The following is a 25805-nucleotide window of genomic DNA, read 5'->3' as shown; positions in this document are numbered from 1 at the left end:
TATCGAATTATCCCGACTGCAATGCGCACGCGCCAGCTATTCCACCGGCACCTCGCTGCGCCAGGCCGTTATTACCAGTAGCCAGATGATACCGTTGTGTCTTATGGCATTAATTTCATTATCGGGGTAGCTCACAATCTCAATGGGCCAATCACTGAATTCCTTGTGCGATGGTTCGTAACGTTCCAGCGGCGCATGATTCTCTCGCCAGCGCTCGATACTGACGTCCTGCCAGTAAGCAGTTGTAAACATGTCGCGTATTTTTGCAACGTCACCCATTATGAATATTTCATTGCCGTGTAAATGAATTGGCGCATCGAAATAAATGCGCCCCCCGGGTTTGGTCACCCGCGCAATTTCGCGCAGGCAATCTTCATACTTTGCAGGTTCACGCTGCGAACCCGCACGCTGCCCCCAGTGCTCTATGGATTGCACTCCAAACACACGGTCAAAGGTCTGGCTCTCGAATGGCAGCGCATCGGCGAGGCCGTGACCACCTGTTCCGAGTCGAGCTGGCCGTGAGGTGGGTTGTTTGGGATCTATTCCAGTCCAGCGGCCACCGCTGCGGTTTATCAGGTTGCGGGCCAGTTTGAAACGCCCGAACCCAATTTCCAATGCTTCCTCGCCGGCACAGTCATGAAAATGCGCCTCCAGGCTCGAGACAACGCATTTGCGCAGGGGCGTGCCGAAGCTAATGCTGCAACGTTGTTTGTGCGAGTCAAAGCTCCTGCAAGTGGCGCAGGATACGCTGCGCTCGTCAGCGCTTGACGGCTGCCAGTACTGGCCCTGCCATTTGTGGGCACAGCGGGTTGGCGATACGGTCGCGCTGTGCAGGCGTTTGCGAAGGGATTCGCGTTTGGAGTGCATTCTGATTGCTCCTGAATCACGTCGTTTTTCTGCAAGGAGCATACCGGATGCTGCGGTAACCTGTCCTGCGCGGAAGGAAGGGTGTGAACACGGGTGAAGAGCGGCGCAAGAAACTCGTTAGGGCTGGAATTCCAATGGAGGTACCCGCACGGACCAATCAGCGCTGGTCACTGGCAGATTTAGAGATGGATGTCTGAACCGGCAGTGGTTTCAGGGTTTAGCGGGTGCCAGAAAAGCAGTCGAAGAGCGGTGCCAGCGAATAACTAGCGCTTGTTTTTTTCATCACGACGAGCCCTTTTAGTCAGGGGCCTACCCTCCGCATCAACTGTGCTTTTCGGCTTTTCGCCCTTGGCAGTCTTGGAAGCGCGGCTACGAATAATCAGGCTCAGCGTTTCCTGATCGCGCAATTTGATCGCATTCTTCTCCAGAGTATCGAGCTCTTCGAAGGTGTATATGTCGTTTTTGAGCTTCTCTATTCTGTTCATATCGCGCTCGTATGCGTGAGTGGGCAGAGTTGGGGGGTGTTTGCTTTCACAGTCGCCAACTGATCTGACAGTTGGCAGCCCGATCAGGCTTGACCAGGCGTACTGATCAAGCCGCCGCTGACTCTTCCTTCGCCGCGCTTGCAGGCGCTTCGGCGGATTCGGCGTCAGCGACTTTCGCTTCCAGCTCAGCGACTTTCCGTTGCAGCTCCGCGTTCTCTTTCTTGCTCTCGCTGAGCGTCTTTTGTAAGGCGTCAGCAGCCTTGGTCTTCTCGGCGAGCTTTTTCTTGCTGGCGTCGAGATTCTTCTTCATGCGTACAGGGTCGAACTGGGTCAGTGCCTTGTTCTCCTCGCGCACCGCCGCGAGATCCTTCTGCAGGGACTTGATCCGCTGCTTCAATTCGGCGATTTCCCCCACCAGCCTGTCGCTGCGATTGTGCAGCTCGCGGGCGCGCTGCTCGGCCTTCTGGCTGTCGGTGGCCTTGCCGGTCAGTTCGGTGATGGTCTCCAACTGCTTGTCGATTGCGGCCTGGAGCTCTGACTCCCGGGCGCTGAGGCGGTCGATTTCGGCGGTCTTGGTGTCTAGCTGTTGCTGATACTCGGCGCGGAGGTTGGCCTCGAGCTCCATGATTTTTTCAAGTTTGCTGGCTGTGAGCATAGTGTCCTTGTGTCTCGTGTAAGTTGATAACCTGAGGGGGTCGACGATGGTGTCGTTGCTGTTCTATGGAGACGAAAAAAAGGGGTCACATTGCTGCAACCCCTTTATTTTTCTCAGAATATGGCTCCGCCTGCTGGGCTCGAACCAGCGACCCATTGATTAACAGTCAATTGCTCTACCAACTGAGCTAAGGCGGAATGGTGTCAACCGAGGTCGCGTATATTAATGATGCGTCACAGGCAGGTCAACAGCTTGAGGGGGATTTTTCGCAATGCTTTTGGCGCTCACCTCACGCAGTCCCCACCCGGCTGCAATTCCGCCCCTAGTGGACCATAATGGTCGGTTTACAACTCTCCGGGCCGACTGCTTATGTCCAAACCGTTCAAGGTGCATTCCAGCTACTCGCCTGCGGGTGATCAGCCTGCGGCCATCCGGGGGCTTGTGGAGGGGGTGAATGCGGGGCTGGCTTCGCAGACGCTGCTCGGTGTGACCGGCTCCGGCAAGACTTTCACTATGGCCCATGTGGTGGAGCAGTTGCAGCGCCCGACGATCGTCATGGCACACAACAAGACGCTCGCGGCGCAGCTTTACGGAGAGTTCAAGGAATTCTTCCCGGATAACGCCGTGGAGTATTTCGTCTCCTATTACGATTATTATCAGCCCGAGGCGTATGTGCCGTCCTCGGATACCTTTATCGAAAAAGATGCCTCGGTAAACGAGCATATCGAACAGATGCGCCTGTCGGCCACCAAAGCACTGATGGAGCGCCCGGATTGCCTGGTGGTGGCGACCGTGTCGGCGATTTACGGTCTGGGTGACCCGAAATCCTACTTCAAGATGGTTCTGCACCTCTCGCGCGGCGAGATGATTAATCAGCGGGAAGTGCTGCGTCACCTTGCCGAGTTGCAGTACACGCGCAATGACGTCGATTTTCATCGCGGTTGCTATCGCGTGCGCGGGGATGTCATCGACATCTACCCGGCTGATTCCGAACGTGAAGCGGTGCGCGTGGAGCTGTTCGATGAGGAGATCGACAATCTCTATTTCTTTGATCCGTTAACCGGGGTGGTCGAACGCAAGGTACCCCGGGTCACCATTTTTCCCAAAAGCCACTACGTGACGTCGCGCGATGTCATGCTCGATGCCGTGGTGCATATCGAGGCCGAGCTGGAGCAGCGCGTAAAACAGCTGAAGGACAATGAAAAGCTGGTTGAGGCACAGCGCCTGCAGCAACGCACGCGCTACGATGTCGAAATGATTCGCGAGCTGGGTTACTGCAACGGTGTGGAAAACTACTCGCGCTACCTGTCCGGGCGTGGCCCGGGTGAGCCGCCGCCAACCCTGTTTGAGTACCTGCCGGAAAACGCGCTGGTCATCATCGACGAATCCCACGCCACCATCCCGCAAATCGGAGGCATGTACCGCGGCGACCGGTCGCGGAAAGAAACCCTGGTCGAGTACGGGTTTCGTTTGCCCTCCGCACTGGACAACCGCCCGCTGCGCTTTGAGGAGTGGGAGCGACTGGTGCCGCAGGCGGTGTTTGTCTCCGCCACGCCGGGCCCCTATGAACTGGAACATGCCGGGCGCACCGTGGAGCAGGTGGTGCGGCCCACGGGCCTGATAGACCCGGAGCTGGAGGTGCGCCCGGCGAGCACCCAGGTCGACGATTTGCTGCAGGAGATTCACACCACGGTAGCGACGGGGGACCGGGTGCTGGTAACCACACTCACCAAGCGCATGGCAGAGGATTTGACCGAGTATCTTTCCGAACACGGCGTCAAGGTGCGCTACCTGCACTCCGACATCGATACGGTGGAGCGCGTGGAAATCATCCGCGATTTACGCCTGGGTGAGTTCGATGTATTGGTCGGGATCAACCTGCTGCGGGAGGGTCTGGATATGCCCGAGGTCTCACTGGTGGCCATACTCGACGCGGACAAGGAGGGCTTCCTGCGCTCCGACCGTTCCCTGATCCAGACCATCGGGCGTGCCGCGCGCAACCTGAAGGGCCGTGCCGTGCTCTATGCCGACAAGGTAACGGGGTCGATGGAGCGGGCGATGGCGGAAACCGCGCGGCGCCGCGAGAAACAGCTGGCCCACAACGCGGAACACGGCATCACGCCGGTGGGTGTAACCAAGTCAGTCAAGGACATCATGGAGGGCGCTCGCCGCATGCCGACCCGCGGCCGTGCCAAGGGCAACAAGGTGGCCGAGCAGGCCCTGGCCTTCAGTGCTGATATTGCGCGCTTGAGCCCGGCGGCTCTGGCACGCAAGCTGCAGCAGATGGAGGCGCAGATGCAGGAGCACGCGCGCAACCTTGAGTTCGAACAGGCCGCGGCGTTGCGCGACCAGTTGGCGGAGGCGCGCCAGCTGGCCTTTATCAGCTGACGGGGCTGCGGTCCCTGGGCAGCAGCAATGTGAAGACGGCTCCGTTGCCGTCGTCCCGCGTTGCGGCATGCGCGCTGCCGTGGTGGTATTCCGCCACCAGGCGAACCACATAAAGCCCCAGCCCCAGGTGCACGGTGTCGGCCTTGCGCGGTTCGCGCAGTGACACCATGGCCTCAAACAGTCGGCCGCGCATGTCTGCAGGCAGCGCGGGCCCGGGGTTGCTGACACTGATTGCCCAATAACCGTTGTGTGGCAGCAGCCGTAAGGTGATTGCACTGCCAGCTGGCGCAAAAGAGGCGGCGTTGTCCACCAGCTTGTCCAGCGCCTGTACCAGCAGGTCAGCAGCGCCGTGCACCCAGGCGCAGTCTTCGGGCGCGTGCAGAATGAACGAATGCTGAGGGTACGCGCCGCGGTAGGCGGCACAGAGTGATTCGAGCAGGGGAGCCAGGTCCAGCCGGACGAGCTCGCGCTGGCGGATGCTCTCTTCCAGCCGCGTTGCCTCGGTCATCGCGTCAAGAATGCCGCTGAGTCGGGACAGTCCCTGGTGTGCCCGCTGCACGTAGGTAGCGCGCGCGTCAGCCTGATCCGCTGTGCCCAGGTTGTCCAGTGATGACTGGATGACCGCGATCGGTGTGCGCAGTTCGTGCGACAGCTTGCGGCTCAGCGTGCGCAGGTACTCATTGTATTCATGCAGTTCCGCCAGCAGATGCGCGTAACTTCGTGACAGGTCGCCTATTTCGTCACGCGCGCGGCTGCGGGGGAAGTGCGCAAGCTCCATGCCCTGGCTCCCCAGCACGCTGCGAGCGGCCTGGCTCAGACGGCGTATACGCCAGGAGAGCACGCTGGCGAACAGCAGCAAGCCCAGCGCGGCTACCGCCAACGCCAGCGCGCTGTAGCCAAGCAAACGGCTGAACGCGCGGTCTGTGAGAGACAGGTATTGATCGCTACTCTGCTCCACGATGACCGCGCCTATCACCTGGTCTCCGCTGCGTATGGGTGCGGCGCCTGCCAGCAGCCGTCGCCCCGGACTGTCAGTGCCGTACCAGTGCTGGGTGGCGCGGCCTTCCAGGGCCGCAGCAACTTCCGGTGCGTGCAGATAACCTGTACTCGCCGGGGCTGCTCTGGGTTCCAGTGCCTCCTCGGCGAGTGCGCGTCGATACAACGCCTGCACCAGCCAGAAGGTGTCATCACCAGCGCCCACGCCGGGCGCTTTCGGTTCGCGGGCTTGCGCCAGCAGGCGGGCGTGGCGGTCTGTCACGCGCAGATGCTGGCCGGCCTGCGCAAACCGCGCCAGGTCCGCCTGCAGTGCCCGCGGTGGATAGATCAGCCAGGGCGGTGCCGCCTGCTGCAGCGGGCCGGTATTGCCCGCCGTGCGCCAGCCACTGCTGCGGTGCCCGTCTACATCCACGGCGTACACCCCGAGGCGCTGGCCGGTTATGGCCAGCGGCAGCGCAAGCTCAACGGCGTAGCCTGCGCGGGTATCCTGCCAGAAGCCGCGGATCTGTCCGGCGTCGACTGCGCGGTGGCGCGGGCTAGCGTATTGCGCGCGCACGCTGCCGGGAGCAGGCGTCGCAATCACATAGTCCTGGCGTTTGCCGTCCAGCCACGTGCGCAGGATGAGCCGATCCCCGTTTGGCTCCGGGCTCAATCCCGGGTCATGGTAGGTGACCGAACTATCGGTTATGTGCAGCATCAGGTAGAGCGTGTCGGCGTACACACCGGCGCGGTAGCCCAGGCTCGGGATGCGCGTTTCCAGGCCGCTGTAGGTCTGCTGGACGGGTTCGCTCCAGCCGTCTTCATAGCCGTCCAGCAACGGCGGGCTTTCCAGCAGCGGCGCATACAGCGAGCCGCTGGTGTCGTCGGGGCTGCGCAGGCGATCGCGATTGGGGTAGAGCGCATCGGGGCGTTCGGCAAGGCTGGCGGCAACGGCGGCCGCGGTGGCGGCGACTGCCTGCGCCTGGCCCTGGCGCAGCGCCGTTTCCATTTCGCGCAGGAATTGGCACCCGGCCCAGGGCAGTGTCAGCAGCAGCAGGCTGACCAGAATAAGCTGGCGGCGCAGGCTCACGCGCTAGTGACCCAGCCAGCGATAGCCCATGCCATAGGCCGTTTCAATGCAGTCGAACGCGGGGTCCAGGGCGGTAAACTTGCGCCGGATGCGTTTGATGTGAGAGGTGATGGTGTTGTCGTCGAGTACGACGTTGGCGCTGTCCATCAGCTGCTGGCGGTTTTTTACGTGGCCGCGGTGTCTTGCCAGCGTGTGTACCATCCAGAATTCCGTCACGGTGAGTGGCACCGGCACACCTTGCCACTGCGCCGTCATGCGCTCCAGATTCAGGCTCAAATAGCCCTGCTCCAGCACATGCTCCCGTAGCTCGGGTGTCCGCAGGGCCTGAACGCGACGAAACAGGGCCACAATGCGCGCCAGCAGGTGCGCCTGGCTGATGTTCTTGGTCAGGTAGTCGTCGGCCCCCAGGCGCAGCCCGGAAATCACATCGAGTTCACTGTCGCGTGCGGTGAGGAAGACGATAGGTACCACCGGACACAGGCTGCGCAACTCGCGGCAGAGTTCAAAACCGCCTTCGATATCGTCACCCAGGCCGACATCAATGATGGCGAGGTCCGGTAGTTGGCGGCGAAACTCCGCGCTGGCGGTCGGGCGGTCGCCAAACAGCGACACCCGGAAACCCTGCCGCTGTAGTGCGTCGCGATAGTTGGCCGCCAGGGCAGCTTCGTCTTCGACAATAGCGATGTGGTGTCGCATGCGGGTTTACCCGGCGGGAAAGGCTGCCATGGTTCCAGAATCAGGGCGGTTGCTCAAGCGTTGCCACAATTGGTCACATTTGCACATCAGTCCGCCACAGGTCTGCCACCGGATGGACAGCTCCCGGCGCTTCAATAGAGGCGTCCAAACTCAGGGAGAGATGTTGATGATGACCATACGGCCAGTACACCATTTTTTGGCGGCGCGCACGTTGCTGCGGCTTTGCTTTGTGCTTTTGCCCCGGTTAGTGGCGTTGTTTCTATGTGGCCTGCTCCTCAATGCGAGCATTGCACGTGCGGACGTGGGTTTCGAGCCCGGGTCCGGTCAGCTTCTGTTACAGCGCCCCGGGTTACCTCCCGAGCCGGCCCTGCTGCAGCACAGTCGCTTTGCTGTGCAAATAGCGGGCATGGTCGCCGTGGTGCGGTTGCAGCAGACCTTCGAGAATACCAGTGGGGACTGGGCGGAGGGCGTCTACGCGTTTCCTTTGCCGGGGGACGCGGCGGTGCGGCACATGGAAATGCGTGCCGGAGGGCGGCGCATTGTTGGCAAAGTGCGTGAACGGCAGGAGGCGCAGGCCATTTACCAGCAGGCGGCCAGCAGTGGGCGCAAGGCCTCTCTGGTGTCGCAGCAGCGCCCCAACCTGTTTCAGAACCGCATTGCCAATGTGGCGCCCGGGGAAACAGTCAGCGTTGAGCTCGAATTTGTGCAGCCGGTCGAGTTCGCCCAGGGCCGCTTCAGCCTGCGCCTGCCCATGACGCTGACCCCTCGCTATATTCCCGGTATTTCACTGCCGCGCGCAGAAAATGGCGCAGCGGAGGCGAGTTATCTGGCTTGGCATGCGGCAACGGACCAGGTACCCGATGCCCCGCTGATAGCCGCGTGGCAACACCCGCGGGCGGGCGCCGATGCCCTGCCGCTGAACCCCGTGGACATTGCCGTTGAACTGGACGCGGGTTTGCCCCTGGCACAGGTGGACACGCCCAGCCATGCCATGCGCTTGTCCCGGGAAGGCAGCCGCTATGCCTTGCAACTGGCTCGCGGGCCGGCGGAAATGGATCGCGATTTCGTGCTGCGCTGGACGCCGGCCACGGGTAGCGAGCCCCGCGCGGCGCTGTTTACCGAAGCGGTTGACGGTGATCATTACGGGATGTTGATGGTTGTACCACCCGCGCTGACGCAGGCGGATACGGCGATACCTCGCGAACTGGTGTTTGTGATTGATACGTCCGGTTCGATGGGCGGTGTGCCATTGCAGCAGGCCCGGCACAGCCTTGCCGCGGCGCTCGACAGCCTGCGCCCTGCAGACCATTTCAATATTATCGCTTTCGACCACGAGTACCGGTCACTGTTTGCGAAATCGCGTCAGGCGGTACCCGACGCATTGCGACAGGCGCGACGCTTCGTCAGCAAACTGGAGGCGGGTGGCGGAACGGAAATGCTGCCGCCGCTGCAGCATGCGCTACAGCAGGGTCTCGCCACCACGAACGAGCGGTTGCGCCAGGTCGTTTTCCTGACCGATGGCGCCGTGGGCAACGAGCAGGCCATCATCGATATGATTGCAGTGCGGATCGGGGCCTCCCGCCTGTTTACGGTGGGTATTGGCTCCGCCCCCAATAGCTGGTTCCTGCGCGAGGCCGCCGCACTCGGACGCGGTCGGCATCTTCACGTGGGTGAATCAAGTGAGGTCAGCACGCAGATGGATGCACTGGTTGACTACCTAGCGGCCCCTTTGTTGACCGACGTGCGCGTGGACTGGCCGCAGGCGGTGGCGGAGGCCGGTGGCCCCTTGCCCGACTTGTACGCAGGCGCACCCCTGATTCGCTCGGTGCACTTCAATACCCCGCCGCAGGTAGGCGTTATTCGGGTATCGGGCAGGCTCAACGGCCAGCCATGGCGGCAGGAGCTTGAACTCGGCGATAGTGCCCAGCAGCCGGCCCGCGGTGTTGGCAGCCTCTGGGCGCGCGCGCGGATCCAGGCGCTGCTCGATGAACGCTATACAGGGGCTCGGGAAGCGGTGATTCGAGCCAATGTGCTGGCCGTTGCGCTGCAGCACCAGTTACTGAGTCCCTATACAAGCTTTGTCGCCGTCGAGGAGCAGGTCTCGCGGCCGACCGACGTGCCCCTGAAGCCGGATGCGGTGCGCAATACCCGCCCTGGCGGCCAGTCCTCGCAGGGCTTTGCCTACCCGCAAACCGCTACTACCGCGAGTTCCAAGCTCTTCTTCGCCTGCCTGTTGCTCTTTGTCGCGCTGCTGTTCTGGGTGATGCGCGGCCCCGAGTTGGACCACGTGCCCGATGATGCCAAGCGTTAATGCCCTGCGCCGTCCGGCGCTCGTACTGGTCCTGCTGTTGGCCGGCTGGCAGCTCTGGGGTGCGGTGTGGATACACACCAAGGCCGCGCTGGCACAGTATCTGCTGGTGCGTGCCTGGGATTCCGCCCAGCGGGAGGGCGAGGCGCAAAAACCCTGGCCCTGGGCGGATACATGGCCGGTGGCGCGCTTGCAGCTGCCCACGCTGGACGCGGACTACCGCGTGCTTGCAGGTACATCGGGGCAGGCTCTCGCTTTCGGGCCGGGCCTGCATGAGGTGTTCGACGGTGCCGGGGGGCGCTGGGCCGTCATCGCCGGGCACCGCGATACCCACTTCGGGTTCCTGCAGTCGGTGCAGCCCGGCATGGCGCTCTGGCTGGAGGATATGGCGGGGTCGGTTCGCGCGTTTCAGGTAGCTTCCGTGCGCGTGGTAGACAGCCGCGTAGAAACGCTGCAGCCGCCCTCAGCAGGGCCTGCCGGGCTGCTTCTGGTGACCTGTTACCCCTTCAATGACTGGCGGCCCAACGGACCATTGCGGTACGTGGTTGAGGCCATGCCTAGTCCAGCAGTGCACCCACTTGCTCGGGGTTCAATGGACGGCTGAAATAGTAGCCCTGGCCCTGTACACCGTGTTGATGGCGAATGAAGTCAGCCTGTTCCGCGCTTTCTATCCCTTTGGCAACTACGCTCATGCCCAGTGCGCGCCCCATGGCAATGACCGTATTGGCGATAATTGTCTGCTCCTCATCTGCCGGCACACCGTGCATGAAGGCGGCATCAATCTTGAGCGTGGTGACCGGCAGTGCGCGCAGGTACTCCAGAGCAGCGTAGCCTGAGCCGAAGTCATCTACTGCGATGTCGATACCCAGGCTGATCAGGGCCTGCAGGCAGTCCTTTGCGGCGGGGCGCTCGCTCAACAGGGCCAGCTCCTTGATCTCGACCTGCAGGTGGTGTGGCGGGATCGCGTACTCACGCAGGACGGCTTCCATGGCTTCTGGCAGTGTGTCGTCGGTGAGCGAATGGATGCTCAGGTTGACGCTGACGCGGCCGGGATCATGCGCTTCCTCCAGCCAGCTGCGCAGTTGCTTGCAGGCCGCCTGCAGTGACCAGCGATCGAGGCGTCGTGCCAGCCCCGCCTGTTCCGCCAGCGTAATAAAGCGCCGTGGACCCAGGTTATTGCCCCCGGGGCGCGCCCAGCGCGCCAGCGCTTCCACACCCACAGGTAGGCCAGTGTTGCAATCGTATTGCGGTTGATAGAGCTGGGTCAGGCTGTTTTCATCCAGGGCTGTGCGCAGGGCTTCCACCAGGGCGAGGTGCTCCACGGCGGCGCGGGTCATGTCTGCCGTATAGAAGCGCCAGTCGTTGCGGCCCTGTTGCTTGGCGCGGTACATGGCCGTATCCGCATAGCTGAGCAGGTGCGATGCGCTTTCTGCATCGTCCGGGAAAATACTGATGCCGATGCTGCAGCTGATAACGACCTCTGTGCCGGCCAGATCGAATGGAGCACACAGGTCATCCATCAGTTTACGCGCTACGCCGGAGGCGCTGTCGATGCTCTCGAGATCGTCCAGTACCACCACGAACTCGTCGCCACCGACCCTGGCCAGTGTGTCACTTTCGCGCAGTGTGCCCTGCAAGCGCTCCGATGCCAGCTTCAGGAGCCGGTCGCCTGCAGCGTGCCCCAGGGTGTCGTTGACATCCTTGAAGCGGTCCAGGTCGATGAACATTACGCCCATGCGCTGGTTGTTGCGTCTGGCGGAACGCACGCTTTGCTCCAGGAGTTTATCGAGCAGTGCGCGATTCGCGAGCCCGGTCAGCGCATCGTAGTGCGCCATGGATTCCAACTGCTGCCGTGCCTCGTGCAGCTCGGTGAAATTGCGTACCACGCATACCGCCTGTTGGTGGTCATGCAGGGCAGTGATGCGCGCCTCAAACCACGCCTTGGCACCGCGCACGGTCAGCTGGTACTCAAAGGAGATTACTTCATTCGAGTGCCCGGCCTCCGCCAGTGCCTGCACGAACTGCGCGGCTAGCTCCTCTGGCAGCACGTCGGCGACATGATGACCGAGAAACGCTTCTGGCGGCACGAACAGCTGGTCCAGTTGCCGGCCGCGGAAATCCTCAATGACGCCGTCCAGCGTCAACAGGAAGTACAAATCTGGCATCGCTTCAAACAGGGCGTTGAGAAAATCGACCTGAAGATACTGGGCTGGAATACGTGGAAGTGTCACTGCAACGGGCTGCCTGGCGTCTTGGTGTTTACGGGTGTGCGCATGTCGTCGCTCTCAAAATGGGTGAGCTTCGCACCACACTATAGCCCAGCTGGGCGCTTTTTCCCGCATGTCGTGCGTTTTACATGTGCGGGTGGCTGTGCTGTGGTCGAGGGACATACGGTGAGGGGCTCGACCCGGGCGCGGTTTGTTTTGTGACCTCTTTCACTGCTTGTGCTAACATATGTCGCCCGATTTCAGCTGCATGGGGGTTCACGAACTCCTGCCTTCGATTATTGATAGCAGCCGGCTCACGTGGCCTTTAGTAGGGGCCACCACTGACACCAAGGAAAACGCATGCCTTCTATTACCCTTCCCGACGGAAGCCAACGTCAGTTTGACAGCCCCGTCTCCGTTCACGATGTCGCCAGTGCCATTGGCCCGGGCCTTGCCAAAGCGGCCCTCGCCGGTGTGGTAGATGGGCGCGAGGTCGATACCAGCCACGTTATCGACGGTGATGCGAGCCTGGCGATTGTCACCGAGCGCGATGCGGCGGGCCTCGAGGTTATTCGTCACTCCACGGCGCACTTGCTGGCCATGGCAGTGCAAGAGCTCTTCCCCGGTACGCAGGTGACCATCGGGCCGGTGATTGAAGACGGCTTCTACTACGACTTTGCCAGCGGGCACCACTTCACCCCCGAAGATCTGCAGAAGATTGAGCAACGCATGGAGCAGATCGTCGCCGACGACCTGCCGGTGCAGCGTGTGGTCATGAGCCGCGAGCGGGCCATCGAGTTGTTTCGCAATATGGGCGAGCACTACAAGGTGCAGATCATCGAGGCGCTGCCGGAGGGTGAGGAGCTGTCCATCTACCAGCAGGGTCCCTGGATGGACCTGTGCCGCGGCCCGCACGTGCCCAGCACTGGCAAACTCAAAGCGTTCAAGCTCACCAAGGTAGCGGGTGCCTACTGGCGCGGCGATTCCAACAACGAAATGTTGCAGCGCATTTATGGCACGGCGTGGGCGAACAAGAAGCAGCTCAACGAATACCTGACCCGTATCGAAGAGGCGGAAAAACGCGACCACCGCAAGATCGGCAAGAAGCTGGACCTGTTCCACACCCAGGAAGAGGCCCCCGGCATGGTGTTCTGGCACCCGGATGGGTGGACCCTGTATCAGGCTATCGAACAATATATGCGTCAGGCTCAGCGTGCGCATGGCTATCAGGAAATCCGCACGCCGCAGCTGGTCGATATGTCGTTGTGGGAGCGCTCCGGCCACGCCGACAAATTTGGCGATGACATGTTCACCCTGCAGTCTGAGGAGCGCCAGTTCGCGGTCAAGCCCATGAACTGCCCCTGCCACGTACAGGTATTCAACCAGGGTTTGAAGTCATACCGCGACCTGCCGTTGCGGCTGGCCGAGTTCGGCAGCTGCCATCGCAACGAGCCCTCTGGCTCCTTGCACGGCATTATGCGGGTACGCGGTTTCACCCAGGACGACGCGCACATTTTCTGCACCGAAGAGCAGATCCAGCCCGAGGTGGCATCGTTCATAGACTTCCTGCACGCCGTGTATGCCGACTTCGGGTTCAGCGAGGTGATCTACCGGCTGTCCACCCGTCCGGAGCAGCGCGTGGGCTCGGATACCGATTGGGACCGCGCGGAAAAGGCCCTGGCCGATGCGCTGGACGCGCATGAACTGCCCTGGCAGGAGTTGCCCGGGGAGGGCGCGTTTTACGGCCCGAAAATTGAATTTTCACTGAAAGACTGTATTGGGCGGATCTGGCAGCTGGGCACCATTCAGGTGGACTTCTCCATGCCCGGTCGCCTCGGTGCACAGTACGTGGCAGAGGACGGTTCGCGCCAGGTGCCGGTCATGCTGCACCGCGCGATACTCGGTTCCTTCGAGCGGTTCATCGGGATTCTCATCGAGCACTACGAAGGCGTGTTCCCCACCTGGCTGGCACCAACCCAGGCCATGGTGCTGAATATTACCGATAAACAGGCCGATTATGCCCGGTTTGTGGAAGATTCCTTGAAAAACAAGGGCTTTCGGGTTCAATCGGACTTGAGAAATGAGAAGATCGGCTTTAAAATCCGCGAGCACACTCTCCGCAAGGTGCCCTTCCTGTTAGTGGTCGGGGACAAAGAGGTGGAAACACAGACTGTGGCCGTGAGGGCCCGTCGTGGTGAAGATCTGGGTTCATTGAGCCTGGAAGCGCTAGAGGCGCTGATCACCAACGATGTGGCGCGTCGCGGCCGTATTGTATTGGAGAATCAGCATTAAGAAAGACATGGGAAAGGGCGCCTCCAAAAAAGCCCTGATAAATGACCAGATTACTGTCAGCCCGGTGCGCCTTGTCGGCCCGGAGGGTGAGCAGGTAGGCATTGTGCCCCTGCAAGAGGCTTTGGCTGTCGCGGAGCGCGCGGGTCAGGACCTCGTGTTGATCGCGGATTCTGATCCCCCGGTCTGCAAGGTGATGGACTACGGGAAGCACATCTTCGAAGCGAAGAAGCAGAAGAACCTGCAGAAAAAGAAGCAGAAACGCACACAAGTAAAGGAAATGAAGTTTCGTCCAGGGACGGAGGAAGGAGACTACCAGGTAAAACTACGCAACCTGGTGCGTTTTCTCGAGCAAGGCGATAAGGCCAAGGTCACGCTGCGGTTTCGCGGTCGTGAAATGGCTCACCAGGAAATCGGCATGGAGCTACTCAAACGGGTAGAAGCTGACCTGGCCGAATTGGGCTCTGTCGAGCAATTTCCGAAAATGGAAGGCCGACAGTTGACCATGGTGATCGCACCCAAGAAGAAGAACTAGGGCCTGTGAATGCCTTTTTTCTTCACTTTTTATTGATGCCAATGCGGAGTATCTGACGATGCCAAAAGCAAAAATTCACAGCGGGGCAGCCAAGCGTTTCAAGAAAACGGCTGGCGGCTATAAGCGCAAAAGTGCTTACAAAAGCCACATCCTGACCAAGATGACCACCAAGCGTAAGCGCCAGCTGCGCGGAACCTCTTTGGTTCACGCCAGCGACAAGGTGCACGTAGACCGCATGATGCGGGCTTGCTGACGCTTAACCATCTGACCTTAGGAGTAGACTATGCCTCGCGTAAAACGTGGTGTAACGGCCCATCGCCGTCACAAGAAGATCCTGAAACAGGCCAAGGGTTACTATGGTGCCCGCAGCCGAGTGTTTCGTGTTGCCAAACAGGCTGTTACCAAGGCCGGCCAGTATGCATACCGTGACCGCCGTCAGCGCAAGCGTCAGTTCCGCGCGCTGTGGATCACGCGTATCAACGCCCAGTCCCGTGCCAACGGCCTGAGCTACAGCCGCCTGATCAACGGTTTGAAGAAAGCCGATATCGGCCTGGATCGTCGCGTCCTGTCGGACCTGGCGGTGCATGACAAGCCGGCTTTTGCAGCGATTGTGGAGCAAGCGAAGGCCGCATTGGCCTGAGCCCGCCCTGCCGCCTGCGCGGCTCGCTGGTGATACGTGTAAGACCAGAAAAGGGAAAGGGCAGAGCTCTTTCCCTTTTTTGTTTATTGGACCTACATCGCAAGCACGGAGGGAGTCCGCGGGGGGTAGCTGCGCTTTGCGGGACCGTTGGCGACAAGGATGTCGCCACCGGGCCTGCATGGACGTATTCACGGCGAGTCCCGCAAAGCGCAGCTATCCGCCGTGGACGGCGCCAATGCTCCCACACCTTAGCGTAGGGAAGCCCTGGTGAGAGCTTGGCCTCAACCGCCCACCGTGAACACACCAACAGCAGAATGTGAGAACACATGGACAACCTGACTCCCCTGGCTGAAGAGGCCAAAAGCGCCATTGCCGGTGCCGGCGACAGTGCCGCACTTGAGCAGCTGCGCGTCGACTTCCTCGGCAAAAAAGGGCGCGTAACCGAACTGCTCAAAGGCCTCGGCCAGCTCTCCGCCGAAGAGCGGCCAGCAGCGGGCGCCAGGATCAATGTGGTCAAACAGGAACTGCAGGCGCTGATCAACGAGCGCAAGGCGGCGCTGGAAGCCGCCGCCCTCGCCGAGCAACTCGCTCGAGAAACCCTAGACGTGACACTCCCCGGCCGGGGGCAGAGCACCGGCGGCATTCACCCCGTCACCCGTACCATCGAGCGCATGGAAGATTTTTTTGCGGCGGTTGGCTTTGAGGTAGTCGAGGGGCCGGAGATCGAGGATGACTACCACAACTTCGAAGCGCTGAATATTCCGGCCCACCACCCGGCCCGCGCCATGCACGACACCTTCTACGTAGACCCCACCACGGTGCTGCGCACCCACACCTCGCCCGTGCAGGTGCGGGTCATGGAAAACAGCCAGCCGCCCCTGCGGGTGATTTGCCCCGGGCGTGTATACCGCTGCGATTCGGACCTGACCCACACGCCCATGTTTCACCAGGTTGAAGGGCTGCTGGTGGATGAACGCTCCAGTTTCGCCGACCTCAAGGGCCTGATTGAAGACTTCCTGCGCGTGTTCTTCGAGAAAGACCTGTCCGTGCGCTTTCGTCCCTCCTATTTCCCGTTCACCGAGCCATCGGCAGAGGTGGATATCCAGTGCGTGAATTGCGCGGGTGCCGGCTGCCGGGTGTGCAGCCAGACTGGCTGGCTAGAGGTCATGGGCTGCGGCATGGTGCACCCCCGCGTTCTAGAAGGTTCAGGCATCGATCCCGAACGCTACACCGGTTTTGCCTTTGGCATGGGTGTCGAGCGCCTGGCGATGTTGCGGTATGGCGTGAACGACCTGCGCCTGTTCTTTGAAAACGACCTGCGCTTCCTTGAGCAGTTTTAGCAGACCACGGAGAAACGATCAGTGAAAATCAGCGAACAATGGCTCCGTGAGTGGGTAAATCCGTCGCTATCGACCGAGGAACTGGCGCACCAGATCACCATGGCCGGGCTGGAAGTGGATGCTATCGAGCCCGTCGCGGGCAAGTTCAGCAACGTGGTGGTGGCCGAAATCCTCGAGGCGGTGCAACACCCCGATGCCGACAAGCTGCGGGTGTGCACGGTCAATGCTGGGGCGGAGACCGTGCAGATTGTCTGCGGGGCACCCAATGCCCGCGCTGGCATCAAGGTGCCACTGGCGCAAGTGGGCGCGGTGCTGCCGGGTGATTTCAAAATCAAGAAAGCCAAGCTGCGCGGCGTTGAGTCGCGGGGCATGCTCTGCGCCGAAGCCGAGCTGGGCCTGTCGGAGGCCAGCGAAGGCCTCATGGAATTGCCAGCTGATGCGCCTCCAGGCGCCGATTTGCGTGAGTATCTGCAGCTGGATGATCACCTCATTGAGATCGGTCTCACGCCCAACCGCGCAGATTGCCTGGGCATCGCCGGCATCGCCCGCGAAGTCGGCCTGCTGAACAATTTACCGGTTGCGGCTGTGCTCTGTGAGCCGGTGCCGGCAACGATTACCGATTCCCTGACGGTAAGCCTGGAGGCAGCGGAGCGCTGCCCGCGCTATGCGGGGCGGGTAATCCGCAATGTGGATGTGTCGCGGCCATCACCCCTCTGGCTGCAGGAAAAGTTACGTCGTTGTGGATTGCGCAGTATTGATGCGGTGGTGGATGTCACCAATTATATCCTCCTCGAGCTGGGCCAACCGATGCACGCTTTCGACCTGGATAAGCTGGAGCAGGGCATTGTGGTGCGTACGGCGCGGGAGGGCGAGTCCCTGCAGCTGCTTGATGGTCAGGTTGCAGAGCTGCGCGCCGATACGCTGGTGATTGCAGACAACAGTGCACCGCTGGCCCTGGCGGGGATCATGGGCGGCGAACCGAGTTCGGTGGGCAGCAGCACCCAGCACCTGTTTCTGGAGTCGGCGTTTTTCTCACCGGACTACCTGGCGGGTGAGGCGCGCCGCTACGGCTTGCACACCGATTCCTCACACCGTTTCGAGCGCGGTGTCGACTTCAACCTGCAGCGCGCTGCGCTGGAGCGCGCCACGCAACTGATTCTGGACGTTGTAGGCGGGGAGGCCGGCCCGGTGACCGAGGCTGTGTCCGAAGCGCATCTGCCCGCACGCCCCGATGTCGTGCTGCGCCGCGCACGTATCCGCCGCCTGCTGGGCTTTGAGCTCGCGGATGGGGAGGTGGACCGTATCCTGGCTGGCCTCGGGCTCGGTGTGACGACTGTGGCAGAAGGCTGGTGCTGCAGCGTACCCAGCTGGCGTTTTGATATCAGCATCGAGGCGGATCTCCTGGAAGAGCTGGCGCGGGTGTATGGTTACAACCGCTTGCCCGTGAGCCACGTACAGGCGGACCTGGTGATTCCCGCCCAGCCGGAAACACGGCTCTCCCTTCGGGGTGTGCGCCGCCACCTGAGCGCGCGCGGCTATCGCGAGGCCATCACCTACAGTTTTGTCGACCGCAAACTGCAACAGCTGTTTGATCCTGATGTGACCCCTATCGCCCTCGAGAACCCCATCTCCGCGGAAATGGGCGTGATGCGCAGCAGCCTGTTGCCGGGATTGGTCAGCGCGGTGCAGCGCAGCGTCCATCGGCAGCAGCCGCGCGTGCGCCTGTTCGAGACCGGGTTGCGCTTTATCCCCGGCGGCGAGGGCAATGGATTGCAGGGGCTGCGCCAGTCTCCATCACTGGGGATGGTGATCAGCGGTCGCCGCTTCGACGAGTCGTGGTCGGTGGCGTCCGGGGCGGCGGATTTCTATGACATCAAGGGTGATCTCGAGAGCCTGCTGGGCCTCGGGCGCTGTGCCGAGCAGTTCACGTTTGCCGCGGCGACGCACCCGGCATTGCATCCGGGGCAGACAGCGGCCATCAGTCGCAACGGTGAGCAGGTCGGCGTGGTAGGCGCGCTGCACCCGGACGTGCTGGGCGCGCTCGATATCCCGGGGCCGGTGTTGGCGTGTGAGCTGGCTCTGGATGCATTGCTGGCGGCGCAGCTGCCCGCCTTTAGCGAGCTGTCCCGCTTTCCGGAAGTCAGGCGAGACATCGCAATTATTGTCGACAAGCACGTACCGGCGGCGGAGCTGATGCAGAATGTGAGAGTGTCGGCAGGCGTTTACCTGCGTCAGTTAAGGTTGTTTGATGTCTATGAAGGCAAAGGTATTGATCCTAAACGAAAAAGCCTTGCATTTGGTTTGACTTTCAGGGACCAATCGCGCACTCTAAGCGACGATGTGGTTAACCAGTCCATGAAACAAGTCATTGATTCATTGGAAAAAAACTATAACGCTGAGCTCAGGAACCAGGCGCTGTAAAGACGATGACCGCTCTCACCAAATCCGAAATCGCCGAACGCCTGTTTGAAGAGCTGGGGCTCAACAAACGTGAGGCCAAGGAGATTGTGGAGCTGTTTTTTGAGGAAATCCGTGCCAGCCTGGAGGGCAACGAGCAGGTGAAGCTTTCGGGCTTTGGTAATTTCGATCTGCGCGATAAAAGCCAGCGTCCGGGTCGCAACCCCAAAACGGGGGAGGAAATTCCCATTTCAGCGCGGCGGGTAGTCACTTTCCGTCCAGGGCAAAAGTTGAAGGCGCGAGTAGAAGAATATGCTGGAACCGAGTCACAATAACGAATTACCCGCCATCCCGGGCAAGCGCTACTTCACCATTGGCGAAGTGAGCGAGCTGTGTGCGGTGAAGCCGCACGTGCTGCGCTACTGGGAGCAGGAGTTTCCGCAGCTCAAGCCGGTCAAGCGCCGCGGCAATCGCCGCTATTACCAGCGTGAAGACGTGCTCACCATCCGCCAGATTCGCAGCCTGCTTTACGATCAGGGCTACACCATCGGTGGCGCGCGCCAGCGCATGACCACTGAAGAGCCCGATGCGCTGCAGCTGGATATGCAGGCGGTTATCAAAGAGACCATTGAAGAGCTGGAAGATGTACTCAAGGTGCTCGCGCCGGGTAAATAGGCTTGTCATCAGAGGCCCATTCAGTATAATGCCGGCCTCGCATTCGCGACTTCTCGGGGCGTAGCGCAGCCTGGTAGCGCACCACACTGGGGGTGTGGTGGTCGCAGGTTCAAATCCTGCCGTCCCGACCAATTACCCATCTGGCAACCTCCGAAAAGCCCTGTCAATCAGGGCTTTTCTGTATATCGGCCCGGCTCGGCTCTACTCACATAACGGGTGGCAGACCGATTTTCACCAAACCCTGTTTATTGTTTGTTCATCGGCTCCTGATGCAACTGGGCCGGGCCAGTAAAGTGTGCGCCGGCGCGCGAAACAATGTCCAGCATGCCCAGGTTGATTTCTTCGGCCACCCGCAGAAATGTTTGGTAATCCGTTGTGGCAACGGCCGCGTCCACTCGCAGCACCGCATTCGCATCCACAATGTTCTCGAACCGGACACTGACTGTATCGTCCACAACCTGTTCGTGGCTTTGCAGTAGCGCGCGAACCGCGGCCAGTACTGAGCGCATCTGATCTGGAGTGGGCACCTCAAAGCGGAAGTGGCGGTAAAAGCGGATGCGGTCGCGCCGGGAGAAGTTTTCGATCTCGACAGAGGAAAACATGGAGTTCGGTATCACCACTATTGAGCGGTCGAGTGTGCGAATGATCGTTGAGCGAAGCCCTATTTCCTCAACGACGCCAACCACGTCGCCGAAGCGACAGAGGTCACCGGCGCTGACGGGGCGGGCGGTGTAAAGTGTAATCGCGCCAATCAGGTTTTCCAGGGTCTTTTGCGCTGCCAGTGCCACTGCCAGCGATCCCACACCCAGGCCGGCCAAAATGGTCGACATATCGAAGCCGGCCTGCTTTGCCCAATACAGTGCGATGATGGTGATGACCAGTATCTTGGCGATAATGGTGAATGGTTTCAGCAGGGCAACATAATGTGTATTCCCGGCATGCTGCATTTTGCGTATCTGGTAGTCACGCAGTAGAGACAGAAGCCCCATAAGCAGGACCGTGAATGCGATGTAATCAATGCCGGAAGAATCCAGCAATATGCTCGCTGTCATCGACAGGCCAAGCTTGTCGATCAGGAGGCGGGCAATCAAAATGAAGATGAAAAACCGCATCGGTCGACGGAAAAACTGCTGAATACCCAACGGGAAGCGGTTGGGTATCAGAAGTGCAATCCGCATTAGCAGATAGCTGATCAGGCTGGCCAGAGGCCAGGCCAGCAGGAAAAACAGCAGCAGCCCTGCAACCTGCCAGTTCTCCATACCCATCACATGGAAGTCGGGTAGCCATTGACCGAGTCTCAGTGCTGTATCGCTGTAGCCCAGCTCATTCCACATATCGGGAATCCTTGAGACGGTCGCGTTCGAAAGCTTCCATACGCTGCCGCCCTTGCCGTCGGGCACACGCTGCAGATAAACGGGAATGGACTCTTTAACCAGGTTCACCGTGCCAATCTGGTCGCGGTAGTCAGGCAACCCGTCGTTGCGGCGCCCGTCGGGACTATCGCTGAGTGCAGTCAGGTCGATAATATTCTGGCGGTTGAAAACGTAGCTCAGCGCCTTTAACAATTGCTGGTCGGTATATGACTCGAGTTCCTCCTCGATGTAGCGCCTGTCCAGGAATTTCCCAAAGGCCTCATAGTCATTGGCGCGGATGGCGGCTCTCAGGCCCAGCATTGCAGCAAGTGGAGTTGCCTGCTCATTGGCCGCCGTCTTGTCTGTGGAAGTACGCCGCTCTACCAGTTCCTCGACCTGCTTCTCTGCCTCCAGCAATTCGCGCGCAGACACGCCGGGTTCTTGCACCGCGGGTTGTGCCCACACGGCAGCGGTAATGAGTAAGGACAATAGGGGCAGTCCGATCAGGTAGCGCAACATAGTACTTTTCCTTAATCTTGCCCGCTTGCTCCAGACATTGGGCTGAAGCACTCTCTGTCACGACATCGCAGACATCATCGACTGAATATCATCCTCGCCGGCTTCCAGCGTAGCGCGCAGTGTATTTGCGTCCATTCTCAGCCGCGCCAGTGAATCCAGGTCCCCAAGGTGCTCCGCTGCCTTGACGCCAGCGCGGGCGATGATGTTCGCAATCAGCAACACGTCGCTCAAGTCTGCACCGTCGATGCGGTTCTTTTCTTTAACTTCCTGTTCGTCGACAGCCTGGGCAACGGTATCTGGAAACTGCCAGGATTCGACAATGGCGCGGGCGACGCCGGTGTGCCATTGCGCGATCAGGCGATCCAGCGCACGGCGGTCGGCGAACAATTCGACGTGATCGGCGGCCTTGGTGTAAATGTAGAACTTGCCCACCGAGCTCAGCAAGCCAGCCAGCATGGCCTCGTCGGGTTTGCGCAGGCTAGGTGCCTCCTTCGCCAGCACATAGGCGATTGCTGCCACCTTGACGCTGGTCTGCCGCAAGCTGTTCAACTCGCCGACGCAGGCACTGCCGGGCGGGGCCTTGAAGGCCTCCCTGGCGGCAAAAGACATGGCCGCATTCTGTACCATGGTCATGCCGACGCGCGAGATTGCGGTGGGTATGTCGGTGACTTCCATGGGGCCGCGCCGCATCAGCGCCGAGTTTGCCATGCGCATCAGTCGTGCGGCGAGAGCGGGCTCCGTTGCGATCACTGCAGCGAGTGAACGGTTGTCCGCCGCAGGGTCCCTGATGCACTGCTGTACTCGCAGTGCGGTGTCCGGGAAGGGCGGAAGGTCGAACTCCCCCTGCTGTAGGTCGGAGGCAAGTTGTTTGACGAATTCCAGCGCGTTCTGATCGATGACCCGCTCCTGCGCCACCTTCTCCTCCGGCTCCTCTTTAAATGGATTGAGATGCTTGGAGGAAATATCCCGTATCACTTTTTCCATGTTGTAGCCCTGAGCCCCATCTATTTAACTCGAGTATAAAATAAAAATGTGGCCTGTGGTGTGCGACCGGTGCTGTTGGCTACAGGCGGTGCGGTTCCTCTCATGCCCTCTATCATCAAACTTCGCGCGAACTGCTGTACACGACTACACTCAGTGAAGGCTGCGAAGCAGCCAGGGTTCGAATTCGTCCATGCTGTGGCCGAGTTCGATACAGCACAACACACTATGCGGCTTGCCGCATGAGGAAACAGTCAATGAGAATAATTGATAAAAACGTTTTTGGCGGACTCGTTCTGGGCGCTGTATCGCTGCTGCTGTCTACGCAGGCTATGACGGAGGAAGAATGGCCCATGTACGGCGCCGATTATTGGGACGTGACGGCAGTCGATGTAAAGGATGGCGGTAGTTGGAAATATACGAAGTGGCTCTCGGATGAATGGCGTAAAAATAGTGAGTTCGCCAAGTCAAAAGGCTGGATCAAAGACTATGTGATACTGTCCAACGTGCACGCCCGCAAGGGGGAGCCAGACCTCTACATTATTCGCATCATTGAGAGTGTTCCCAGTGGTGCCGAGGGTGAAAAGCGTCAGAAGGAATACGCCGCGTGGAGTGAAAAGAGCGAGCAGGCGATGGTGGATGAAAGCGGTAATCGTGCAGAATACCGTGAAGTTCAGGGTTCCTCACTGCTACAGGTTCTCAAGTTCCGCGAATAACCGGCGACATCGCGGAGGCCGGGGTTGCCCCCGGTCTTCTGCTTGCTTCCCGCGCAAACCGGTAAAATTCCGTCTAGCGGTCTTCCCGAGAGGCGAGTATAACAACGCCAATCTGCTGACCGAGTCCATCAAGTCACAATGTCTATTATCCGCTGGCTGGCACCCGTTGCACTCTGTGGTAATCACCTGCTGCTAACGCTCGCCCTGATCGGGGGGTTACTGATCTCGGAGCAGCAGCCGGCGAGTCAGGGACAGCTGGAGCCGTTTTTTGATACGGGCGTTGCACTTCCCGCAGAAAGCCGGTCCCTCGATAATCCAGATGATGTCGAGCTGGTAGCATCTCGCCTCACGCCTTTTGCGGCTTTTCTCCCGGAGAGCATAAGGGCATTCCCGCTTGCGGCAGGCGCGCTGCGCCTGCACATCACACGTTCCTCGCGCGTACCCCAGGGACCACCCACAGTCAGCTGAGCAAGGCCTTTGCTGTGCGGCGCACGATACCCGGTCCACCGGTATTGGTTGCGCTGGAATATTGGGTACATCTTCGCGAGTAATTACTCATGCGTGTCATTGATTTTATGGGTTGGCGCAGGATTGCGCTGGCTATTTCTGTCGGCTTTTTATTGCTGTCGGTAGCGTCTTTCTTTACCCGGCAGTTGGCCTGGGGCCTCGATTTTACTGGTGGCACCTTGGTTGAAGTGCATTTTGCGGAAACAGCGGAACTGGCCCGTGTGCGGGCGGGTCTGGAGCAAGGTGGTTTTCCCGGTGCCATCGTTGTGGCATTCGGTACAGACCGGGACGTGTTGATTCGCCTGCCTCAAGGGCATACCGAGATGGCGGGCGATGCTGTGCTGAAACTGCTGCGGCAGGATGCCACTGGTGGGGTGGAACTACGGCGCACGGAGTTTGTGGGCCCGCAGGTTGGCGACGAACTGCGCGAGCAGGGGGGGCTGGCAATGCTGCTGGCGCTTGGCCTGATTACCCTCTACATTGCATTCCGCTTTCAGCTCAAGTTCGCGGTCAGTGCGGTGATTGCGCTGGTGCACGATATTGTTATCACACTGGGCTTCTTTTCGCTCACCGGGCTGGAGTTTGATCTTACCGTCCTGGCGGCCATTCTCGCGGTTATTGGCTACTCTCTGAACGATACCATTGTGGTGTATGACCGCATCCGCGAGAACTTCCGTAAGCTGCGCGGCCTGTCGCCAATGGAGGTCGTGAATCGATCGATTACGGAAACGCTGGGACGCACGCTGGTGACATCTCTGACCACCGTGCTGGTGCTGGTTTCACTGGCGATTTTCGGCGGCGACATGATCTTCGGTTTCGCCCTCGCGCTGTTGGTGGGCGTTACGGTGGGAACCTACTCGTCCATTTACATGGCATCCAATATTCTCTTGATGCTGGGGGTCACCAAGGAAGACTTGATGTTGCCGGTGCGCGATGGCGCTGATCAGGATGAGTTCACGCCGTGACGACTACCCGCTGGCGAGCGCCTTCAGCTCGCCAGCAGTTTCTTGACGGCGGGCGTTGCCACCCAGTCAGCGTGGTGTGTGCAGGCCGGGTTGGCAGTTGCTGATGGAGTAGAAAACCGCAGTAATGATAGACTAATGCGCCACAATCTCGTTGTGGGGAGTGAAAATGTTTACAATCGTGACAGTATCGCGATTGGCTGGCTTGTCAGGGCTGTTGCCTATCGATGCACCAAAAAGCCGTTGGTTTGGTGTGAGGAAACACGTTTGACCACAGCGAAAAAAGACGACTGGGGGCCCTTCTCTTCGCTGCCCGGTAACCCGTTGATGTGGGTGTTTATTCTCAGCGAGATGCTGGTGTTTTCAGCGTTCTTTGTGCTGTACGCGTGGCAGCGCGCTGCTGATCCCGCATTGTTCAACGCCTCCCAGCAATTGCTCGATCCTCTGACCGGCGGTTTGAATACCATGGTGCTGCTCACCAGCGGCTTGTGTGCCGCCTTTGCTATACAGGCAATCGCAGATAACAACAAGCGACGTTGCCGCCAGTGGCTGGGCCTGGCGATGGTGCTGGGCGTGATTTTCTGCTTCATCAAAGTGCTGGAATATATCGATAAATTCAGCGCGGGCCTGACGCCTGAAACTGATAGTTTCTTTACCTATTATTATTTGCTGACGGGCTTTCATTTCGCCCATGTGGTGTACGGCCTGGCCTTGCTCGCATTGGCGAGCTGGCGAACGTCGCGCGTCAATGTTGAAATCGTAACCGCGTTTTGGCACTTGGTGGATTTGATCTGGGTGCTGCTCTATCCATTACTGTACCTGTTGAGATAAGTATGAATGACACACTGCCGGGCACCAAACGCCTGCTAATCACCTGGTTACTGCTGATGGTGCTGACGCTATTGGCTATGGCGTCGGCGCAATTGGGCAGCCAATCAGGGTGGCAACCACTGCCGATGTGGGTTATCGCCATTGTACTTGCAAGTGCCGGCTTCAAGGCCCAGCAAATATTGATGATTTATCTTAACCTGCGGGTTTCCAGTGCCGGTTGGAAGGGCAGTTTTGTCACCCTGCTATCGGCAACTATTATGCTGATTTTTCTTGCTTACTTTTTCGCGGGTTTGAATTAGGAGTAGTCACCGGGAAGGTCCGGGTAAACCCGTGGTGTGTAGGGCGCGTTACCCGCCTCACATTCCCGCGTTGCGCCAGTTCACAGTAATG

General features: G+C 59.9%; 24 protein-coding genes and 2 tRNA genes. 17 read left to right on the top strand and 9 right to left on the bottom strand.

The window, feature by feature from the left end; translation table 11 throughout:
* Window positions 1–36: 36 nt before the first annotated feature.
* From G533_RS0104995 to G533_RS0104980, 4 genes are all read right to left on the bottom strand, one after another.
* Complete coding sequence (locus tag G533_RS0104995; RefSeq protein ID WP_027949016.1) at window positions 37–867, bottom strand: methyltransferase domain-containing protein; 831 nt, start codon at window positions 865–867, stop codon at window positions 37–39.
* 263 nt (window positions 868–1130) lie between these two features.
* On the bottom strand, window positions 1131–1352 hold the full coding sequence (locus G533_RS0104990) for a hypothetical protein (RefSeq protein ID WP_027949015.1): 222 nt from the start codon (window positions 1350–1352) through the stop codon (window positions 1131–1133).
* A 106-nt stretch (window positions 1353–1458) separates the two neighbouring features.
* A complete protein-coding gene (locus G533_RS0104985; protein ID WP_240472375.1) occupies window positions 1459–1977 on the bottom strand; it encodes a hypothetical protein in 519 nt (172 codons plus the stop codon).
* 151 nt (window positions 1978–2128) lie between these two features.
* Window positions 2129–2204, bottom strand: a tRNA-Asn gene (locus tag G533_RS0104980).
* Between the two features lie 172 nt (window positions 2205–2376).
* Between G533_RS0104980 and uvrB the strand changes: the two genes are divergently transcribed.
* Window positions 2377–4395 (top strand): excinuclease ABC subunit UvrB, encoded by a 2019-nt coding sequence (gene uvrB, locus G533_RS0104975; RefSeq protein ID WP_027949013.1) that lies wholly within the window; start codon window positions 2377–2379, stop codon window positions 4393–4395.
* On the opposite strand, the gene G533_RS0104970 is transcribed toward uvrB, so the two are convergent.
* Complete coding sequence (locus tag G533_RS0104970) at window positions 4388–6460, bottom strand: ATP-binding protein (RefSeq protein WP_027949012.1); 2073 nt, start codon at window positions 6458–6460, stop codon at window positions 4388–4390. The genes uvrB and G533_RS0104970 overlap by 8 nt on opposite strands.
* Before the next feature lie 3 nt (window positions 6461–6463).
* Window positions 6464–7156 (bottom strand): proteobacterial dedicated sortase system response regulator, encoded by a 693-nt coding sequence (gene pdsR, locus G533_RS0104965; protein WP_027949011.1) that lies wholly within the window; start codon window positions 7154–7156, stop codon window positions 6464–6466.
* A 166-nt stretch (window positions 7157–7322) separates the two neighbouring features.
* Here pdsR and G533_RS20585 point away from each other — a divergent pair, with 166 nt between their 5' ends.
* Window positions 7323–9467, top strand: coding sequence for a marine proteobacterial sortase target protein (locus G533_RS20585; protein WP_051229982.1), 2145 nt, complete (start codon window positions 7323–7325; stop codon window positions 9465–9467).
* On the top strand, window positions 9451–10068 hold the full coding sequence (locus G533_RS20580) for a class GN sortase (RefSeq protein ID WP_240472374.1): 618 nt from the start codon (window positions 9451–9453) through the stop codon (window positions 10066–10068). The genes G533_RS20585 and G533_RS20580 overlap by 17 nt, the downstream gene beginning before the upstream one ends.
* Here G533_RS20580 and G533_RS0104950 read toward each other — a convergent pair.
* Window positions 10022–11695 (bottom strand): putative bifunctional diguanylate cyclase/phosphodiesterase, encoded by a 1674-nt coding sequence (locus tag G533_RS0104950; RefSeq protein ID WP_027949010.1) that lies wholly within the window; start codon window positions 11693–11695, stop codon window positions 10022–10024. The two genes, G533_RS20580 and G533_RS0104950, sit on opposite strands and share 47 nt — an antisense overlap.
* A 336-nt stretch (window positions 11696–12031) precedes the next feature.
* On the opposite strand from G533_RS0104950, the gene thrS reads away from it, so the two are divergent.
* From thrS to G533_RS0104905, 9 genes are all read left to right on the top strand, one after another.
* Window positions 12032–13963: a threonine--tRNA ligase gene (thrS, locus tag G533_RS0104945; RefSeq protein ID WP_027949009.1), complete on the top strand. Its 1932-nt coding sequence runs from the start codon at window positions 12032–12034 to the stop codon at window positions 13961–13963.
* Window positions 13964–13970: 7 nt separating this feature from the next.
* Window positions 13971–14495: a translation initiation factor IF-3 gene (infC, locus tag G533_RS0104940; protein WP_123035200.1), complete on the top strand. Its 525-nt coding sequence runs from the start codon at window positions 13971–13973 to the stop codon at window positions 14493–14495.
* A gap of 58 nt (window positions 14496–14553) precedes the next feature.
* Window positions 14554–14748: a 50S ribosomal protein L35 gene (gene rpmI, locus G533_RS0104935; protein ID WP_027949007.1), complete on the top strand. Its 195-nt coding sequence runs from the start codon at window positions 14554–14556 to the stop codon at window positions 14746–14748.
* 30 nt (window positions 14749–14778) lie between these two features.
* The gene (gene rplT, locus G533_RS0104930; RefSeq protein ID WP_027949006.1) at window positions 14779–15135 is read left to right on the top strand and encodes a 50S ribosomal protein L20; all 357 of its coding nucleotides are present in this window, start codon (window positions 14779–14781) and stop codon (window positions 15133–15135) included.
* 326 nt (window positions 15136–15461) lie between these two features.
* A complete protein-coding gene (gene pheS / locus G533_RS0104925) occupies window positions 15462–16475 on the top strand; it encodes a phenylalanine--tRNA ligase subunit alpha (RefSeq protein WP_027949005.1) in 1014 nt (337 codons plus the stop codon).
* A 21-nt stretch (window positions 16476–16496) separates the two neighbouring features.
* Complete coding sequence (gene pheT, locus G533_RS0104920) at window positions 16497–18896, top strand: phenylalanine--tRNA ligase subunit beta (RefSeq protein WP_027949004.1); 2400 nt, start codon at window positions 16497–16499, stop codon at window positions 18894–18896.
* A 5-nt stretch (window positions 18897–18901) separates the two neighbouring features.
* On the top strand, window positions 18902–19207 hold the full coding sequence (ihfA, locus tag G533_RS0104915) for an integration host factor subunit alpha (protein ID WP_027949003.1): 306 nt from the start codon (window positions 18902–18904) through the stop codon (window positions 19205–19207).
* Complete coding sequence (locus G533_RS0104910) at window positions 19185–19547, top strand: MerR family transcriptional regulator (RefSeq protein ID WP_027949002.1); 363 nt, start codon at window positions 19185–19187, stop codon at window positions 19545–19547. The genes ihfA and G533_RS0104910 overlap by 23 nt, the downstream gene beginning before the upstream one ends.
* Window positions 19548–19601: 54 nt before the next feature.
* Window positions 19602–19678 (top strand) — tRNA-Pro (locus G533_RS0104905).
* Window positions 19679–19792: 114 nt separating this feature from the next.
* On the opposite strand, the gene G533_RS20575 is transcribed toward G533_RS0104905, so the two are convergent.
* Together G533_RS20575 and G533_RS0104895 are read right to left on the bottom strand one after the other, a co-directional pair.
* The gene (locus G533_RS20575; protein ID WP_035526508.1) at window positions 19793–21418 is read right to left on the bottom strand and encodes a mechanosensitive ion channel family protein; all 1626 of its coding nucleotides are present in this window, start codon (window positions 21416–21418) and stop codon (window positions 19793–19795) included.
* A 57-nt stretch (window positions 21419–21475) separates the two neighbouring features.
* Window positions 21476–22402: an HDOD domain-containing protein gene (locus tag G533_RS0104895; protein ID WP_084638803.1), complete on the bottom strand. Its 927-nt coding sequence runs from the start codon at window positions 22400–22402 to the stop codon at window positions 21476–21478.
* Window positions 22403–22656: 254 nt separating this feature from the next.
* Here G533_RS0104895 and G533_RS0104890 point away from each other — a divergent pair, with 254 nt between their 5' ends.
* The 5 genes from G533_RS0104890 (at window position 22657) to G533_RS0104870 (ending at window position 25714) form a co-directional block, all read left to right on the top strand.
* Window positions 22657–23115, top strand: a complete 459-nt coding sequence (locus tag G533_RS0104890) for a hypothetical protein (protein WP_027949000.1) — start codon at window positions 22657–22659, stop codon at window positions 23113–23115.
* A gap of 138 nt (window positions 23116–23253) precedes the next feature.
* Complete coding sequence (locus tag G533_RS24450; protein WP_144079793.1) at window positions 23254–23583, top strand: hypothetical protein; 330 nt, start codon at window positions 23254–23256, stop codon at window positions 23581–23583.
* Between the two features lie 89 nt (window positions 23584–23672).
* Complete coding sequence (gene secF / locus G533_RS0104880; protein WP_027948998.1) at window positions 23673–24587, top strand: protein translocase subunit SecF; 915 nt, start codon at window positions 23673–23675, stop codon at window positions 24585–24587.
* A gap of 135 nt (window positions 24588–24722) precedes the next feature.
* The gene (locus G533_RS0104875) at window positions 24723–25415 is read left to right on the top strand and encodes a cytochrome c oxidase subunit 3 family protein (RefSeq protein WP_205622548.1); all 693 of its coding nucleotides are present in this window, start codon (window positions 24723–24725) and stop codon (window positions 25413–25415) included.
* A 2-nt stretch (window positions 25416–25417) separates the two neighbouring features.
* The gene (locus tag G533_RS0104870; RefSeq protein ID WP_035526504.1) at window positions 25418–25714 is read left to right on the top strand and encodes a cytochrome C oxidase subunit IV family protein; all 297 of its coding nucleotides are present in this window, start codon (window positions 25418–25420) and stop codon (window positions 25712–25714) included.
* Window positions 25715–25805: the final 91 nt, after the last annotated feature.

The sequence above is a fragment of the Haliea salexigens DSM 19537 genome (assembly GCF_000423125.1).
Classification (GTDB): domain Bacteria; phylum Pseudomonadota; class Gammaproteobacteria; order Pseudomonadales; family Halieaceae; genus Haliea; species Haliea salexigens.
Note: the sequence above shows the minus strand (reverse complement) of the source record. Positions and strands in the feature narration are given on the sequence as shown.